At 40.2% G+C, this 17789-nt stretch carries 10 protein-coding genes; 6 read left to right on the top strand and 4 right to left on the bottom strand.

Annotation, left to right across the window (positions count from 1 at the left end; translation table 11 throughout):
* Positions 1 to 31 precede the first annotated feature (31 nt).
* Together GL301_RS08925 and GL301_RS08920 are read left to right on the top strand one after the other, a co-directional pair.
* The gene (locus tag GL301_RS08925) at positions 32 to 1138 is read left to right on the top strand and encodes an iron-containing alcohol dehydrogenase family protein (RefSeq protein ID WP_077956338.1); all 1107 of its coding nucleotides are present in this window, start codon (positions 32 to 34) and stop codon (positions 1136 to 1138) included.
* A 2-nt stretch (positions 1139 to 1140) separates the two neighbouring features.
* Positions 1141 to 1659 (top strand): GNAT family N-acetyltransferase, encoded by a 519-nt coding sequence (locus GL301_RS08920; RefSeq protein WP_003725515.1) that lies wholly within the window; start codon positions 1141 to 1143, stop codon positions 1657 to 1659.
* On the opposite strand, the gene GL301_RS08915 is transcribed toward GL301_RS08920, so the two are convergent.
* Positions 1656 to 2543: a glutamate biosynthesis transcriptional regulator GltC gene (locus GL301_RS08915; RefSeq protein ID WP_003722212.1), complete on the bottom strand. Its 888-nt coding sequence runs from the start codon at positions 2541 to 2543 to the stop codon at positions 1656 to 1658. The two genes, GL301_RS08920 and GL301_RS08915, sit on opposite strands and share 4 nt — an antisense overlap.
* A 192-nt stretch (positions 2544 to 2735) precedes the next feature.
* Here GL301_RS08915 and gltB point away from each other — a divergent pair, with 192 nt between their 5' ends.
* On the top strand, positions 2736 to 7328 hold the full coding sequence (gene gltB, locus GL301_RS08910) for a glutamate synthase large subunit (RefSeq protein ID WP_010958938.1): 4593 nt from the start codon (positions 2736 to 2738) through the stop codon (positions 7326 to 7328).
* A 14-nt stretch (positions 7329 to 7342) separates the two neighbouring features.
* Positions 7343 to 8812 (top strand): glutamate synthase subunit beta, encoded by a 1470-nt coding sequence (locus GL301_RS08905; protein ID WP_010958937.1) that lies wholly within the window; start codon positions 7343 to 7345, stop codon positions 8810 to 8812.
* Between the two features lie 44 nt (positions 8813 to 8856).
* Here the strand turns inward: GL301_RS08905 and GL301_RS08900 are convergent, their stop codons facing one another.
* From GL301_RS08900 to GL301_RS08890, 3 genes are read right to left on the bottom strand one after another with little or no spacing between them, the layout of a single operon-like run.
* Positions 8857 to 9687, bottom strand: coding sequence for a carbohydrate ABC transporter permease (locus GL301_RS08900; RefSeq protein ID WP_003722209.1), 831 nt, complete (start codon positions 9685 to 9687; stop codon positions 8857 to 8859).
* 17 nt (positions 9688 to 9704) lie between these two features.
* Positions 9705 to 10598: a carbohydrate ABC transporter permease gene (locus GL301_RS08895; RefSeq protein ID WP_003725512.1), complete on the bottom strand. Its 894-nt coding sequence runs from the start codon at positions 10596 to 10598 to the stop codon at positions 9705 to 9707.
* A 60-nt stretch (positions 10599 to 10658) separates the two neighbouring features.
* Entirely contained in the window at positions 10659 to 11903 is a 1245-nt protein-coding gene (locus tag GL301_RS08890; protein WP_274758637.1) for a sugar ABC transporter substrate-binding protein, read from the bottom strand.
* A 428-nt stretch (positions 11904 to 12331) separates the two neighbouring features.
* On the opposite strand from GL301_RS08890, the gene GL301_RS08885 reads away from it, so the two are divergent.
* Positions 12332 to 14503 carry a glycoside hydrolase family 3 N-terminal domain-containing protein gene (locus GL301_RS08885; RefSeq protein ID WP_003731089.1) on the top strand — a complete coding sequence of 724 codons (2172 nt, stop codon included), beginning with the start codon at positions 12332 to 12334 and terminating at the stop codon, positions 14501 to 14503.
* Positions 14500 to 17760, top strand: coding sequence for a 1,2-beta-oligoglucan phosphorylase (locus GL301_RS08880; protein WP_274758636.1), 3261 nt, complete (start codon positions 14500 to 14502; stop codon positions 17758 to 17760). Before GL301_RS08885 ends, GL301_RS08880 begins: the two co-directional genes overlap by 4 nt.
* Positions 17761 to 17789 lie beyond the last annotated feature (29 nt).

The following is a 17789-nucleotide window of genomic DNA, read 5'->3' as shown; positions in this document are numbered from 1 at the left end:
ATCCGACCGTGCCAGACAGAAGGGATGATTTTTGTTGAATAAAGAATTGATTGTTCGCGGAGCTCCGCAAGAATATTTATGCCAAGTAGGCGCGTGGGATACATTACCTACTCACCTAGAACGCCGCGGTTTGAAAAATGTATTAGTAGTTCGTGGAAATGCTTCTTGGGAAGTCGCTAAAAAGAAATTCCCTGTTTTATCAACTGTTACATCTACTTTTGAAGTATATAATGGTGGTTCTACCTACGAGGAGCGCGATCGTCTGGTGGCAATCATGGAAACAAATAAGATGGATGCGATTATCGCAGTAGGTGGCGGAAAAATAGCTGACGTATGTAAAGCGACAGCAGCAGTTCTACGTTTACCAGTCATTATCTTACCGACACTTGCATCAACTTGTGCCGCTTATACACCACTTAGTGTGATGTACGACGAAGAGGGCGCTATGATTCGTTACGATGTGTTTGCGAGTAGTAATGCGCTGTTATTAATTGATCCGGAAATGATTTTAGACTCACCGAAAGAGTTACTAGTTGCTGGAATTGGCGATACGCTAGCCAAATGGTACGAAGCAGACGTGATTATTAATTCCTTACCAACTAAATCAGTCGAAATTGAAATCGCGCATTTTGCTGCCAAAATGTGCCGTGATAACTTGTTGCAATATAGCGAAGAAGCACTTGCTGCCATGGACAAACAAGTATTGAATGAAGGGTTTGTTAAAATTATTGAGACGAATATTTTAGTTGGTGGAATGGTCGGTGGTTTTGGCGATGATTATGGACGTTGTGCAGGAGCGCATTCGATTCATGACGCGCTAACGATGGTTCCAGAAACACATCACTTATTGCATGGTAATAAAGTAGCTTATGGTATTTTAGTTCAATTAGTAATAGAAAATAGATGGGATGAAATCGAGCGTTTGTTGCCATTTTATTCTGAGCTCGGTCTTCCGATGAGTTTATATGATATGGGACTTGCGACACTTGCGGAAGAAACGCTTGTGGCCGTATCTAAACGTGCAACGGAGCCACATGAAACAATCCATATGATGCCCGGTGAAATGACAGCTGATGTAGTATTAAATGCGATGAAACAGTTAGAAGATAGTATGGCAATGAAACGAGTGGCTAAGTAAAAATGATTATTCGGAAAGAACAACCACAAGATTACGAGGCCATTCGTCGTGTGAATGAGGAAGCTTTTAAGGGTACTGTGGAAGCAGACTTGATTGAAAGTATCCGGACTTCCGATTATTATCAACCAGGTTTATCCCTTGTCGCAGAAGCGGAGGATGGACTTATTGTTGGGTACATTATGTTTAGTGAGATTTCGCTTGAAGCAGCCGGACGAAGCAGATTTATTTTAGCACTTGCGCCACTTGCTGTTTTACCTGCGTATCAAGGGACGCGAGTTGGCTCGAGATTAATGGAAGAAGGAATCCGTTTATCACGCGAAAAAGCATATCCGGCCATTGCTGTGCTTGGACATGCTGATTATTATCCGCGATTTGGCTTTATTCCTTCTGAGCAGTTTGCTATTCCTGCGCCATTTGATGTGCCTGCTGAATACTTTATGTTATTAGAATTATATGATGGTAGTTTAGAAAATTTAGCTGGAACTATCCATTATCCAGCTGCATTTTCTGAAAATAATTAATTCGAAAAGAACGAAATAATAAACGAACGGAACAAATTCTCGGAAGGGGATAGGTTCCGTTTTTTTGTCGTAATAATCCCGACCGAACGCCGCAATTCTTTATCACGCAAAGCGATACTTTTCGTTTCCTTAAAAATCGCTCCATCTAAAATCATTTCTGGCAAAATGCTAATACCAAGACCTGCTCCGACAAGTCCTTGAATTGTATAAAAATCTCTACTTTGAAATGCTATTTGTGGCTCAAATCCTTTTTTATTGGCAGCTTTTGTTACGATTTTATATAAATCAAAGTCTTCTGGATAAAGTACGAACTTTTCGGAAGCGAGCTCTTTTAGTGAAACGGTGAAGTTTTCAGCAAGTGGATGGGTTTTAGGGACAATTAGCTTCAATTTTTCATCAAAAAAACGAATGGCTTCAATTTGTTCGCTAGATTCTGGGACGGGCGATAAAAAAGTCATATCAAGGACGCCGCTTAAGAGCATCTCGGTAAGTTCTTCATTGGTGCCTTCCATAAACTGGTAGGTAATTTGCGGATATTTTTCCCGAAAGGTCGAAATAACGGATGGCAACACTTTGGTAGACAGGGAGTTCGGTAAGCCGACGCGAACAGTTCCTTTTGCGGGATCGGTATATTCGGTCACGAGTGCTTCGGCTTTTTGTAGTTCATTTAAGGCGATTGCTGCTTGTTTTAAGAAATCTTGACCAACGCTGGTGAGTTGCATATTTCTTCCAACACGGTCAAATAAATGTACGCCGAGTTCTTCTTCGAGTTTCGTTATCTGTCTACTAACGGCAGATTGGGCTACGTGTAAATTCTCACTAGCTTTGGTCATATGCTCGACACGGGCTACTTCCATAAAATACTTTAATTGTCGTAGTTCCATTTCTTACCTCCAATTGTTCTCGAAATGAGATTGTTTTATTCTATTATATATATTGTTTCGATAAATGAAAAGGAATAAAATAGATACTACAAGAAATGTAAGGTAAGCTGAATCGCTGGTTAATTATCAGTTAATTTAAATAATTACCAGAAAGACTTAGAAGGATTCGGTTTTTGAAGAGGAGGAACTAGGATGAAACAAACTAATTTACCAAAAAAACACGGCCTATACAACCCAGAAAATGAGCACGATGCTTGTGGAATTGGCTTCGTAGCAAATATTAAAAAGATTTCTTCTCATAAAATTGTCGAACAAGGTATTCATATGCTTTGTCAATTAAAGCACCGCGGTGGAGAAGTTGGTGGGGATACGGGTGATGGCGCTGGTATTTTACTTGAGATTTCAGACTCTTTCTTCCGACGCGAGTGTAGCAAACTAGGTATTAATTTGCCTGAAAAATATCATTATGCGGTTGGGATGTTTAATTTCCCTCAAAATAAAACAGAACGCGAATGTTTAATGGCCGAAACGGAAAAACTGATTGCGAGTGAAGGTCAAACGTTCCTTGGTTGGCGCAAATTACCAACTGATGTAACAAAGGTGGGTGCCGGTGCAAGAAAAACAGAACCAGCGATTTATCAGCTATTCATTCAAAAAAATGCCAAGTTAGACGAAGCTGGGTTTGAACGAGCACTTTATTTAATTAGAAAGCAAATCGAAAAATTTGCTGCGACTTCTAAGCAAATTACAGAGACTTTCTACGTTCCAAGTTTATCCACAAGAACGGTTATTTTTAAAGGAATGTTACTACCAGAACAAATTAATCAATACTATTTAGATTTAGCAGATCCAGCATATGTATCGGCTTTTGCGCTAGTGCATTCTCGTTTTTCGACGAATACTTTTCCTAGTTGGGAGCGGGCGCATCCGTATCGATATTTAATTCATAACGGTGAAATTAATACGCAACGTGGTAATGTCAACTGGATGAAAGCTCGGGAAAAAAGAGCAGAATCTGATTTACTTGGAGAAGATTTAGCCAAATTGCTACCAATTATTGACGAAAGTGGTAGTGATTCGGCTACTTTGGATAATGCCTTAGAATTTTTAGTGCAGGCAGGCCGTTCGTTACCTCATGCGGCAATGATGCTTATTCCAGAACCATGGGATAAAAATCCGCATATGACGGATCCGAAACGTGCTTTTTACGAATATCATAGTACATTAATGGAGCCGTGGGATGGGCCGACATCCATTTCCTTTACGAATGGTCGAGTTATTGGGACGATTTTGGATAGAAATGGCTTACGTCCGGCGCGTTATTATGAAACGAAAGACCATACGATTATTTATTCTTCGGAAACGGGTGTTGTGCCAGTGGATTCGAGTGAAATTATTCGCAAAGAAACGGTTGGCGCGGGAACGATGTTGTTAATTGATTTAGAAGAAGGACGAATTGTGACGGATGCTGAATTAAAAGAAGAACTAACAACGGAAAAACCGTACCGTGAATGGTTGGAAGCAGAAATGACAGAAATTGCCGATTTAGCAACAGCCGATTTACATTATGAAGCAATGGATAAATCAGAACGTTTTAAAAAACAACGCGCATTTGGTTACACTCAAGATGAGTTAAATAAAATTTTGATTCCGATGGTAACAGAGAAAAAAGATCCAATGGGCGCAATGGGTTATGACGCACCACTTGCTGTTTTAAGCCAACGACCACAAGTGTTATTTAATTACTTTAAACAACTTTTTGCGCAAGTAACCAACCCTCCGATTGATGGGATTCGCGAAGAAACGGTAACTTCTGCGATGACACTACTTGGTGATGAAGGTAATATTCTAAATCCGACTGCTCAAAATGCTAACCGGATTCGCCTGAAAACACCAATTTTATCTCGAAAAGAATTTGCGGCACTTGAGCAACAAACAAAATTTGCCCAACCGACTGTCACTTTACCAATTTTATTTAAGGCAGAGGAAAGAGATGGTTTAGAAGCTCGCTTAGAATCATTATTTGTAGAAGCAGATGAAAAAATCGCAGCTGGGGCAGAATTGCTCATTTTATCAGATGATGGGGTAAATGCGGATTGGATTGGCATTCCTTCTCTCTTAGCTGTCAGTGGATTACATCATCATTTAGTTAAAGCTGGGACGCGTACACAAGTGAGTATTGTTGTGAAAACAGCGGAAGCGAGAGATGTCCATCAATGTGCGCTCTTAATTGGTTACGGGGCAGACGCGGTATTTCCAAGTCTTGCTATCGATACGTTTGACGGCTTGATTAAAGAAGGACGGATGAAAGGATTTACACTTGATGAGGCGGAAAGTCGTTATATTGAAGCAATTACAGATGGAATTCTAAAAATCATGTCCAAAATGGGGATATCTACAGTGCAAAGTTACCGTGGTGCCCAGATTTTTGAAGCAATCGGTATTGGTGATGATGTAATTAAACATTATTTCCCGGGAACAGCCTCGCAAATTGGCGGGATTCCACTGGAAGTTATCGCGCAAGAAGCTTGGCTCCGTCATCGCGAAGCCTATCATGATATCGGCTACCAGAGTTTCACGCTTAATACAGGCGGGGAATATCAGTGGCGCTCAAACGGAGAATATCATGTCTACAATCCACTAGCGATTCATTCTTTGCAACAAGCTACTCGAGAAAATGACCGTGAAACGTATAATCTTTATGCAGATTTAATGCAAAATCAAAATAATGCCTTTTTAAGAGGATTACTCACTTTTACAAGTGATCGCAAGCCGATTCCACTGGACGAAGTAGAGCCGGCCGAAGCCATTTTTAAACGATTTAAGTCTGGCGCGATGTCTTATGGTTCGATTAGTCAAGAAGCTCATGAAGCGCTTGCTATCGCAATGAACCGTATCGGCGGGAAAAGTAATAGTGGGGAAGGCGGCGAAAACCCGAACCGATTTACCCCGGACGAAAATGGCGATTGGCGTAGAAGTGCTATCAAACAAATTGCATCTGGTCGTTTTGGTGTAACAAGCCATTACTTGGTCAATGCAGAGGAACTGCAAATCAAGATGGCTCAAGGAGCGAAACCTGGTGAAGGTGGACACTTGCCTGGAAATAAAGTCTATCCATGGATTTCGAAAACGCGTGGTTCAACAACTGGTGTAGGATTGATTTCACCACCGCCACATCATGATATTTACTCGATTGAAGATTTGTCTCAATTGATTTTCGATTTAAAAAATGCAAATCAAAATGCACGTATCAATGTGAAACTAGTTTCGAAAACTGGTATTGGTACGATTGCTGCTGGCGTAGCGAAGGGGAATGCCGACGTTATTTTAGTAAGCGGTTATGAAGGCGGAACTGGTGCGGCGGCAAGAACAAGTATCCGTCACGCGGGAGTGCCGTGGGAAATCGGCTTAGCTGAAACACACCAAACGCTCTTGCTAAATGGACTTAGAAACAAAGTCGTTGTCGAAACAGATGGCAAACTAATGACAGGAAAAGACGTTCTGGTTGCCGCTATGCTCGGCGCGGAAGAATTTGGTTTTGCAACGGCACCACTCGTAACACTTGGTTGCGTCATGATGCGTGTTTGTCACTTGGATACATGTCCAGTAGGTGTAGCAACACAAAATCCTGAGCTGCGGAAAAAATTCAGTGGTTCGGCAGATTATGTCGTGAACTTCTTCCATTTTATCGTTGCTGAAATGCGCGAAATGATGGCGGAACTTGGCTTTAGAAGTTTAACAGAAATCATTGGACATAAAGAATTTTTAACTACTCACGAGAAAAAAGAAGCACATTGGAAAGCAAAATATATCGACTTTTCGAATATGCTTTATAGTGATGATTTTTATAAAAACCAAGTCCAATATTGCACAAAACAACAAGACCACAAAATCGACCAAACGCTTGATATGCGCGAACTTGTGCCATTAATTCAGCCGGCACTAGAAAACGGTGAAAAAGTAACTGGAACTTTCGCTGTACGAAATGTTGACCGCGCGATTGGAACGATTGCTGGCTCCTTTATTAGCAAAAAATATGGTGCAGAAGGATTACCGGAAGATACCATTTCACTTGATTTTGTTGGTTCAGCTGGACAAAGCTTCGGTGCTTATACGCCACTTGGCATGACGCTCCGAATTCACGGTGACGCCAATGATTACTTCGGAAAAGGACTTTCTGGTGGCAAATTGATTGTTAGTCCAGATGCTAAAACACCTATTAAACCGCATGATTCCGCGATTGTCGGAAATGTAACGCTTTACGGTGCAACTGGTGGTTATGCCTATATGCACGGAAAAGCAGGTGCACGTTTCGCTGTTCGGAATAGTGGTGCGACAGCTGTTGTGGAAGGCATCGGTGACAATGGTTGTGAATATATGACAGGCGGTGCAGTAGTTGTTCTCGGTGAAATTGGTGAGAACTTTGCGGCTGGAATGTCTGGTGGAGTTGCTTATCTTTATACAAACAATAAACAAGCGACGACAGCCAAAATCAATCATGAACTCGTAAACAGCCGTTCTACTTTAAATACTTCCGAATTAACTAAATTAAAACAGCTGATTGAACAACACGCAAACCTTACAGGAAGCAATTTTGCTAAAGATATTCTGCAAAATTGGGAAGCAGAGAAAGCGAATTTTATTTTCGTCATTCCAAATGAATATGAAATGATGCTGACGAGAATCACGACGCTTGAACAAACTGGAAAAACACATGATGAAGCTGAATTACAAGCTTTTTATGAACATAAAGACGGAAAATTAGTTGCCGGAGTGGCGAAATAGAGAGGAGTGAAACCATGGGAAAAGCAACTGGATTTATGGAATATGACCGAATTCCCTCTCCAGGACGTGATCCGAAAAGCCGGACACGTGACTGGAACGAATATAGTTTACCAATGCCGGTAGCAGATTTAACATTACAAGCCGCTCGTTGCATGGATTGTGGCGTACCGTTTTGTAGTGTAGGAATGGAAATTAAAAATGGTGTTTCAGGCTGTCCGCTGCATAATTTAATTCCCGAGTGGAACGATGCCGTTTATCGGGGTGATTGGTATGAAGCCTTACAACTACTCTTAAAAACAAATAATTTTCCAGAGTTTACTGGTCGTATTTGTCCGGCACCGTGTGAAGGTGGCTGTACGGTGGCAATTTCGGAACCTGCTGTAGGGATTAAATCCATCGAAAAAGCGATTATTGACCGAGGTTTTGAAGAAGGCTGGATTAAACCGGCTCCTCCTAAAAAACGTACCGGTAAACGAATTGCTGTGATTGGGTCAGGACCGGCTGGACTTGCTTGCGCCGATCAATTAAATAAAGCTGGCCATAGCGTAACGGTCATTGAAAAAAGTGATCGCATTGGTGGCTTATTAATGTACGGTATTCCAACGATGAAACTGGAGAAAGAACAAGTAACGCGCCGAGTGAACTTGATGGCGGAAGAAGGAATCGAATTCGTCACAGGTGTTGCAGCAGGGACAGATGTTACTTTTGCAGAACTACGAGAAGAGTATGATTCTATCGTTCTTGCGACAGGAGCAGGGAATGCGCGCGATATCCCACTTGCTGGACGTGATGCAGTTGGGATTCACTTCGCTGTTCCGTATTTATCGCAAAGTACGCGTGATAATCTGGATAACGGCGGGGTACAAACACTTTCTGCTAAAGGTAAAAATGTGGTGATTATCGGTGGTGGAGATACAGGTGCTGACTGTGTGGCAACTGCGCTCAGACAAGGGGCAAAAAGTATTTATCAATTCGGTATTCAAGATAAACTACCCGAATTGCGTGATGGCGAAAACCCTTGGCCGCAATATCCACGTGTTTTCAAAATGGATTATGCGCACGAAGAAGCGGAAGCAGTGTATGGAAGAGATCCACGTGAGTACCTTATTAATACAACTTCTTTTGAAAAAGATGAAGCAGGAAATCTTATTGGACTGCATACTGTAGAAGTAGAAGAAAATAAGGCAGAAAGAAAATATACACCTGTAGAAGGTAGCGAAAAATACTTTGAAGTAGATATGGTTCTAATTGCGATTGGTTTTGCAGGAACAACCGAAGATATTTTTACAAACTTTGGTGTAGGAAAAACAGATCGTCATACGATAGATGCTGCTAAAGGATTTTACCGCACAAGCGAAGAGGGCGTATTCGCTTGCGGAGATGCGCGTCACGGTCAAAGTTTAGTTGTAACCGCGATTGCAGAAGGACGAGAAGCAGCTCGTGAAGTAGACTTTTACTTGATGGGTGAAACATTTTTACCATAATAAAAAAGAGCTTATCCTAAATGGGTAAGCTCTTTTTTGACTAATTATTTCATTCCAGAAACGTTGAAGCCTTTTAAAATGTACTTTTGGAATGTCATGAAAATCAAGATAATTGGAATAACCATGAAGGTTGCTCCGGCCATTTGTAAGGCGTAGTTGCTGCCATATTGACCTTTTAATAATTGAAGGCCAACTGATAGGGTGTAGAATTTTTCGTCGTTGGCAATGATTAACGGCCATAAGAACGAGTTCCAACCAGCGATGAAAGTAAGAATACCTTGTACCGCAAGCACAGGGCGGGAAATAGGGATAACTATCCGCCAGAAAATATAAAATTCACTAGCGCCATCAAGTCTTGCTGCTTCGAGTAAATCATCGGATATGGTGGACATAAATTGACGGAATAAGAAAATTCCGAATGCCCCAACAAGTCCTGGAAGCACAATCCCTGTCATCGTATTCGTTAATCCAGCCGCATTAAGCAGCAAGTAAACCGGAATCATTGTTACTTGTCCTGGAATCATCATTGTAGCAAGAACAAGATAAAATAACTTGTTTTTCCCTTTAAATTTAAATTTAGCAAAGCCGTAACCCGCCATCGCATTTAAAAATAAACCGAAAAACGAGAAGAACACAATGATTAACGTATTTTTTAAGTAAATAGCAAAGTCCATTTCAGTAAATAGTTTGGTGAAATTATCTAGTGTGAAAGTTTCTGGCCAAATAGTAGGTGGGATTTTTAAAATTTCAGCATCCGTTTTCAAAGAGGAGAGAACCATCCAAATGAACGGTAAAATCATAAAGAATCCGCCAACCGTTAAAATTGTAATTACGGCAATTTGAGCGCCGCGCGATTTTTGTCTATATTGATTCATTTATAAACACTCCTCTCTTAAATATCCCCATCATTATTTTTGCGCTGAATCCGGAATTGAATAATCGTGATAATAATAATCGCGATAAACAAGATGAACGATCCAGCAGCGGCATAACCAAATTTACTTAATTGGAAACCGTTTTGATAGATAAAGAGGGCGACAGAGTTCGTACTATCAAGTGGTCCACCTTCTGTCATAACGAACGGCTCCTCGAAGAATTGCAACCAACCAATCATCGTTGTAACTGTTACAAAGAAAATGGCGAAACGAAGCATTGGAACCGTAATTTTAAATAATTGTTGGCGGCTATTTGCGCCGTCAAGGGAGGCTGCTTCATAATATTCACGTGGAATGCCTTGTAGTGCGGCTAAGAAAATAATCATATTTACACCGATTGCCCGCCAAACAGCTAGGATAATCAGTGATAATTTCGCAATAGTAGGATCTTGTAACCATGGAACTGGTCCTAAGTCTAAAAACGAGAGCAAATAGTTAAGTAAACCAAAGCGCGGATTATATAAGTAACTCCAAACGACAGCTACAGCAACAACGTTTGTAATTGAAGGAGTGTAGAAGATTAAGCGGAAAAATTGGAAAATCTTCGCTTGTGAGAAGTTAATCATCAGCGCAATACCAAGCGAGCAGACGATAACAAGTGGAACGCCAATAATTACATAGAAAAGCGTGTTAAAAATAGATTTTAAAAATACCGGGTCTTGCATAATATTGACGTAATTGTCCACACCAACAAAGTTAATTTTAGAGTAATCGGCAAGCCCGACTAAATCAATGTCCGTAAAACTAATGACAAAAGCAAGCAAAATCGGAAGTAGGGAAAACAGAAGAAGTAAAAACAGTGCTGGCGATATAAACAAATAGGGTGTGTTTTTATTTAAAAATTGTTTCATAACATCCAGTCCATTCTAAAAGGGCAAATGGCAGAATAAATCATTTGCCCTTTTTATTCGTTATTTTTTAAGAAGTGCTTCTACTTGATCGTTGAAAGTATCCATTTGTGTTTGTACATCTGCACCACCACGATAAATTTGTTCCCAAGATTTTCCATATAATTGAGCGATTTCCTCAAATTGTGGGATAAGTGGCATTGGTTCAGCTGTTTTCATTTGTTCGCCGAATACTTTGTAGTAAGGGTCATTTTTCAGCATATCATCTTCCCAAGCATCCATACGAGCTGGCATGGAGTTTGTATCTTTTAACCAAGATAATTGCACATCAGGTTGACTCATGTAGTCCATGAATTTTAGAGCATCATCTTTCTTATCACTATATTTGAAAATGGAAAGGTTAGCGCCACCAAGGCTTGATTCGTTATTTTCTTTTTTAGGTAATACTGCAGTAGCCCATTTTCCGTCAATGTCAGGGGCAGTGTCTTTCAGTGTATTAACCATCCAAGGACCACTCATGAACATTGGCACAATACCGTCGCCGCCGAAGCTTTGAGAAGCATCTAAACCAAGATCAGTATCTGGAGCGGAACCATTTTTAATGAAACTATCTAAATAACTAACAGTGTCTACGAAAGGTTTTTTATTGAATACTGGTTGACCATCTTTATCGAAAAGAGGGGAGCCGTTTTGACGTCCGAAAATGAAACCAGTCGTTTGTTCGTTTGGATCAATGGCAAAGCCGTACATATCTTTGCCACGTTTAGAAAGTTTAAGTGCAGCGTCGGATAGTTCATCCCATGTTTTTGGAGCTTCATTATAACCAACTTTTTTCAGTAAATCGGTACGGTAGAATAATACGCGAGTTTCTGCATACCACGGAACACCGTAAGTTTTCCCGTCAAATTGAGTAGTTTTTACTGAACCTGAGAAAAATAGATCAGAATTCATATTTTTACTTTTTTCGACATCTTTTGTAATATCAAGTAGTGCGCCAGCTTCGACAAATTCAGGCATCCAAGTAGTTCCCATTTGGACTACATCGGGGCCAGATTTAGAAGCAACGGCTGTAAGTAATTTATCATGTGCATTTGCCCAAGGAATAACTTGAACTTTAACTTCAATGCCAGTATCTTTCGTGAATTTTTGTGCGAGTTCTTTTAGTGACTTGGCTTCATCACCCATTGCCCAAACATTTAATACTTTAGAATCGCCGGAATTTGCATCATCCTTTGACCCACCACACGCCATTAATACTAAACTAAGCGACAACACTAAAGCTAAAACGACAAACATCTTTTTCTTCATGATTTTTCCTCCATTTTTTGTTTTTTTCAAAGCAACTTGATTAACTAAAAGCTGTTAAAGAATAAAAACTGTTGCACGGAACTAGTGCGCCGTACGGGATGAAGCAAATTGTGAAAATTAATTCACATACACAATATTTCATAGAAACGTTTCGACAAGGTTATTATAGTATATTATGTAATCGGTTTCAAGTGAATTGCTATTTTATTTTTACTTTATAGCGTCTGAACATTGTATATCAATGGTTTTGTGGATATAAATTTTTTCTGGATAAACTTTTACGAAAACGAGATAGTATAGAAGAAAAAGAAAAAAAGGAGCGTTTTACCATGTGAATGTCGTTTTTGGTTGACTAAAGAAAAGAAAGCGCTTATACTGTTGTTATATTTGAATAGAAACGTTTCGAAAAAAGTGTTCAGGAGGTTCCTATGAAACAAGAAAAAGTACAGGATTTAGTCAATCAAATGACATTAGATGAAAAAATCGCTCAATGTCTTCAACTTTCCCCTTTTCTTTTTAAAGGTACAAACAAAAATGCAGAACTAACAGGGCCGCTTCTTCAAGAAATGAAATTAACGGATGCGCATACGGAAAATGCGGGTTCGGTGCTTGGATCAAGCTCGGCGCTTGATATGATTGGTATTCAGGAAGCTTATTTAAAAACGAATCGATTAGGAATTCCGCTTGTTTTTATGGCGGATGTCATACACGGGTATAAAACGGTATTTCCTATTCCGCTTGCACTTGGTTGTTCTTTTGACCGGGAGACTGTTCGAGTGATGGCAGAAGTTTCGGCGCTCGAAGCAACGGCAGATGGGCATCATGTCACTTTTTCACCAATGCTTGATTTAGTACGGGACCCGCGGTGGGGACGTGTGATGGAATCAACTGGTGAGGATCCATTTTTAAATAGTGAACTTGGAAAGGCAATGGTAGATGGTTACCAAGGCGATGCGAGTAAACTACATGAAAACTTGGAGCAAATGGCGGCATGTGTCAAACATTTTGCGGCATACGGGGCTGCGGAGGCTGGGCTGGAATACAACACAGTTAATATGTCTACGCGCGAACTTTATCAAAATTATTTACCAGCTTATAATGCCGCAATACAAGCTGGAGCTAAATTAGTCATGACTGCTTTTAACGTGGTAGACGGGATTCCAGCAACAATGAACAAATGGCTTAACCGAGATGTTCTACGAGACGAAATGGGTTTTGACGGTGTACTTATTTCTGACTGGGGCGCTGTTGCCGAAGTAATTAATCACGGAACAGCCAGAAATCCTAAAGAAGCCGCACAGTTTTCGATGGACGCAGGCGTTGATTTAGAAATGATGACGACTTGTTATATCCATGAATTAAAAGGTTTAATTGAAGAAGGCAAATTATCCGAAAGCCTTTTAGATGAAGCAGTACTTCGGATGTTAACTTTAAAAAATGATTTAGGGCTATTTGAAGATCCCTATCGCGGATTAAAAAATAACGACCGCACAAAAGATATTTTAACCGATGATAGCCGCGGGAAAGCTCGGGCAGCAGGTATTGAATCTGCTGTGTTATTAGAAAATAAAAACCGATTACTTCCACTGGCTAAAGAAGCAAAAATTGCCTTGGTTGGTCCACTTGCAACGTCGCCTGATATTCTCGGTGGTTGGAATGTATACGGTGAAGAAAAAGATGGCATCAATGTTGAAACAGGTTTGCGTGAAGTATTTGAAACGGTCGAAGTCGTTTCAACGGAGTACACTGAATTGTCGGAAGAAGACAAAGTGGCAGTGAAAGCGGCAGTAGAGAACATGGATGTTGTCGTGCTTGCCCTAGGTGAAAAAAATGAATGGGGCGGGGAAGCAGGAAGTCTTGCTACTATACGCTTGCCGGAAGCACAATATGAATTAGCGAAATTCGTCCAAACATTAGGAAAACCAGTTGTTATTACATTATTTAATGGTAGACCGCTCGAAGTGAAAGAGTTAGCAGAATCTAGTGATGCTCTTCTTGAATTATGGTTCCCAGGGACAGAAGCAGGCCGTGTCACTGCAGATTTATTAAGTGGTGCAAGTAATCCTTCGGGGAAATTATCCATGTCATTCCCGCAAACAACTGGTCAAATTCCGGTTTATTATAATCATTTACGCACTGGACGACCACAAACACCGGAAAATAAAGGCGAACGCTATGTGTCGCATTATCTTGATATTCCAAATGAACCATTTTATCCATTTGGTTACGGAAAAAGCTATAGCGAATTCGAGTTAAAAACAAGCAGTCTTCCGAAAGAACTAAATCTAGGTGAATCACTACATGTGGAAGTAACCATTAAAAACATTAGTGATATTGCTGGAAAAGAAGTAATCCAAGTTTATTTACAAGATGTGACAGCGAGCATTTCACGACCAGTCAAAGAATTAAAAGCTTTTGAAAAAGTAGCGCTTCAAGCTGGCGAAGAAAAAACAGTTAGATTTGAATTAACAAGCGAGGCATTTTCATTCTATAACCAGCAGCTTGAAAAAGTGCAGGAACCGGGACTTCACCGAGTTTTTGTTGGGACTAGTAGTGAAGATGTAGACGTTTTTGAAGTGGAAGTGGGTGGATATGTGTGACAATGTTAAAAGAAATTAAAAAAGCGGATTTATCAGCCGCATTTTATCCGAGCGGAGAGCTTGCTTGGTTAAAATGGAAAGATATTATGTTAAATCAAGTGATTCAAAATCCATTAGAAAACCGCTTGTCGCAAATATATGTACGCGCGCATTTAGGAGATAAAATAGAAATTTATCCACTACTTAGCAGAGATGCGGAAGTTGGTTTTAACGAAAATGGCGTGGAGTATCGCGGTGTAGTTGGACCGTTTCGTTATAGTGTGCAAATGCATTTTCATACGCGCGGTTGGTTTTATGATGTCTCAGTGGATGGGGATCTTGAGTTTGATTTTGTTTACTTACAAGACTTGGGGCTTGCAGAACAAGCAGCAGTGAGAACAAATGAAGCTTATATGTCGCAATATATTGATTATCATGTGACAGAAGGCGCGACTGGTTTCACGGTTCAAGCCCGCCAAAATCAACCACAAAGTGAGCGTTTCCCAGCAGTTCAAATTGGAGCATTAACGAAAATTGTTGGGTATGCAACAGATGGTTTTGATATTTATGGAACAAATTATAAACTGACTAGCGAACTAGCGAACCTTAAGGAAAAATCATTGCCAAACCGAGTCTACCAATATGAATTCGCTCAAATATTCTTACAAACAGAGCTATTTACTAATCACGGTGAAACAAGCTTTTACGGGTATGCAACAGAAAATCAACCAAAAGCATCTGGAGCACCAATCGAAAATTTAGCGGAACTAAAAAGTAATATTTCAGGGCAATCTTACCAAACAAGTACTAAAGCTACACTAAACAAACACATAGGAACACCGATTATCGGTGAAACAATTCCTGACAACTGGCTTCAAGAGAACTTCCCAGACCGGATTCAAGAAGAGCAACAAAACGGCAACCTACTTTCCTTTTTCACACCAAATTATGCCCATGTTGTGATGCGTGAAAAAGAAGCAGAATTAGAACGCCCACATGGTAGTATTTTGCTTGATAAAGTGGATGTTTTAAACCCAGAAGCGACACTTTCGGCAACAACGTATATGTATGGGGCATTTTTATCACAATTAGTTGCTGGAAATACGAATATGAACAAATGGAATAGCCATGCGCGCAATCCGCTTAATATTCTTCAAACAAGTGGATTAAGAATTTATATCGAATTAGATTCCGAACTTCGACTACTCGGCGTACCATCTGTCTGGGAAACTAGTACGAATTACTCGACTTGGTATTATCAGTGGAACGACGACTTAATCACGGTACAAACGACATTAACTGCTGAAAGTAAAGAGGCATTCGTCACCGTTCATTCGGAAAAAGGGCACTCATATAAATTAGTCTTAACGAATCAAGTAACTATGGGAACAAATGAATACGATACTACCGTGAAAAAAGAAATTAAAGACGGAATCGTCACTTATTTCCCTGCAGATGACTCGCCGATTTTAGAAACCTATCCGGCGCTTCAATTCCGCGTAGATGGAACTTATAATGAACTGACTGACGAACGTTATTTTGCGAAAGAATATGTTGGAACAGCAGGTTTGGATGTGTTTGTTTTTGAACCAAGTGATAAAGCGACTTTCCACGTTCAAGCAAAACTCACTGATGAATTTTTTGAACCAACGGAGGAGTTAGAAGCAAACAACAAAGTAATTCGCGCTAGCTATGACGAATTAACTGCCCAGTTCCATTTAAATCATCAAAGTACAACAGCGGAGAAACTGAACTTAACGGTTTATTGGTACGCGCACCAAATGTTAGTTCACTATGCTTCACCACATGGGTTAGAACAGTACAGCGGGGCGGCCTGGGGTACGCGTGATGTGAGCCAAGGTCCATTTGAATTTTTCCTTGCAACAGGCAATAAAGCTGTTTTACGTAAGCTAGTGTTGACGATTTTTTCTCATCAATATCAAGATACTGGTGATTGGCCACAATGGTTTATGTTTGATAAATATACATCGATTCAGCAAGAAGAAAGCCATGGCGATGTTATTGTTTGGCCTCTGAAAATTATTGGTGATTACATGGAAATGAGCGGGGATACAGGGATTTTAGAAGAAGCTATTCCTTTTGTTGATCGCGAATCGAAAACCTTTACGAAAGAGCAAGGAACTCTTCTTGAACACATCGAACTTGCAGTAGAAACGATTGAAGCCCGCTTTATGAAAGGAACGGCTCTTTCTAATTACGGCGATGGTGACTGGGATGACACACTTCAACCAGCTAATGCCCAGCTGAAGAAAAACATGGTGTCCAGCTGGACGGTCGCGCTAACATATCAAACATTTAAACGTTTAGCTGCATTTTTGCCAGTAGGTGAGAAATACGAAACATTAGCAAACAATGTTCAAGCGGACTTTGCGAAATATATGACAAATGATACTGATGTTATTCCAGGTTTCCTATATTTAGAAGAAGGAAAAGCACCTGTATGGATGATTCACCCAGAAGACAAAGATACGAATATTAAATATCGCTTAATACCACTGACGAGAAGTGTAATTTCTGAATTAGTCGATAAAAAGCAAGCCAGTCGCAATTTTGAAATTATTGGTGAGCATCTACTTCATCCTGATGGCGTAAGATTAATGAGTGAGCCAGCGCATTATGCTGGTGGTGTAAGTACTCATTTTAAACGGGCAGAGCAAGCAGCCAATTTTGGTCGAGAAGTCGGTTTGCAATATGTGCACGCGCATATTCGTTATATTGAAGCTTTAGCAAAAATTGGCGATAAATCCGCTTGGCATATGCTGGATGTTATTAATCCAATCAACATAAAAGAAGTTGTCCCAAATGCGGCACTTCGTCAAAGTAATACTTATTTCAGTAGTTCTGATGCAGCGTTTTTAGATCGCTATCAGGCGCAAAATGAGTTTAGTCGTGTAAAAGAAGGTAGTATTCCTGTGAAAGGCGGCTGGCGGATTTATTCTAGTGGCCCAGGAATCTATTTACATCAATTAATAAGTTCTGTTCTTGGTATTCGCCAAACGGAAGATGCGCTTATTTTTGATCCAATTTTACCTGAAGAATTAGATGGATTAGAATGTCATATTGAACTAGATAATTATCCGCTTGATCTTACTTTCGAAAGTGCGGATGAGGGTTCTATTGTCGTGAATGGTGAAAAACAACCAGTTGAAAATGAAGCGAATTTGTACCGAACTGGCGCACTCGTTTTACCGAAAAAGAATTTAACGACAAAATGTTCACAAATCACGATTAAATTTTCAAAAAATAACCGTCTCTAAGGTTGTTTTGTGTATAATAAAAGAAAACA

Origin of the sequence: Listeria sp. LM90SB2, from assembly GCF_028867355.1 — a bacterium.
Lineage (GTDB): Bacteria > Bacillota > Bacilli > Lactobacillales > Listeriaceae > Listeria > Listeria monocytogenes_B.
This window is presented reverse-complemented; position numbering and strand designations above follow the sequence as displayed.

Excerpts from the sequence above, each read along its gene's own strand:
- GL301_RS08885 (WP_003731089.1), top strand. The coding sequence starts at position 12,332 with ATGAAACAAGAAAAAGTACAGGATTTAGTCAATCAAATGACATTAGAT.
- GL301_RS08915 (WP_003722212.1), bottom strand. The coding sequence starts at position 2,543 with ATGGAACTACGACAATTAAAGTATTTTATGGAAGTAGCCCGTGTCGAG.
- GL301_RS08905 (WP_010958937.1), top strand. The coding sequence starts at position 7,343 with ATGGGAAAAGCAACTGGATTTATGGAATATGACCGAATTCCCTCTCCA.
- gltB (WP_010958938.1), top strand. The coding sequence starts at position 2,736 with ATGAAACAAACTAATTTACCAAAAAAACACGGCCTATACAACCCAGAA.
- GL301_RS08890 (WP_274758637.1), bottom strand. The coding sequence starts at position 11,903 with ATGAAGAAAAAGATGTTTGTCGTTTTAGCTTTAGTGTTGTCGCTTAGT.
- GL301_RS08895 (WP_003725512.1), bottom strand. The coding sequence starts at position 10,598 with ATGAAACAATTTTTAAATAAAAACACACCCTATTTGTTTATATCGCCA.
- GL301_RS08920 (WP_003725515.1), top strand. The coding sequence starts at position 1,141 with ATGATTATTCGGAAAGAACAACCACAAGATTACGAGGCCATTCGTCGT.
- GL301_RS08900 (WP_003722209.1), bottom strand. The coding sequence starts at position 9,687 with ATGAATCAATATAGACAAAAATCGCGCGGCGCTCAAATTGCCGTAATT.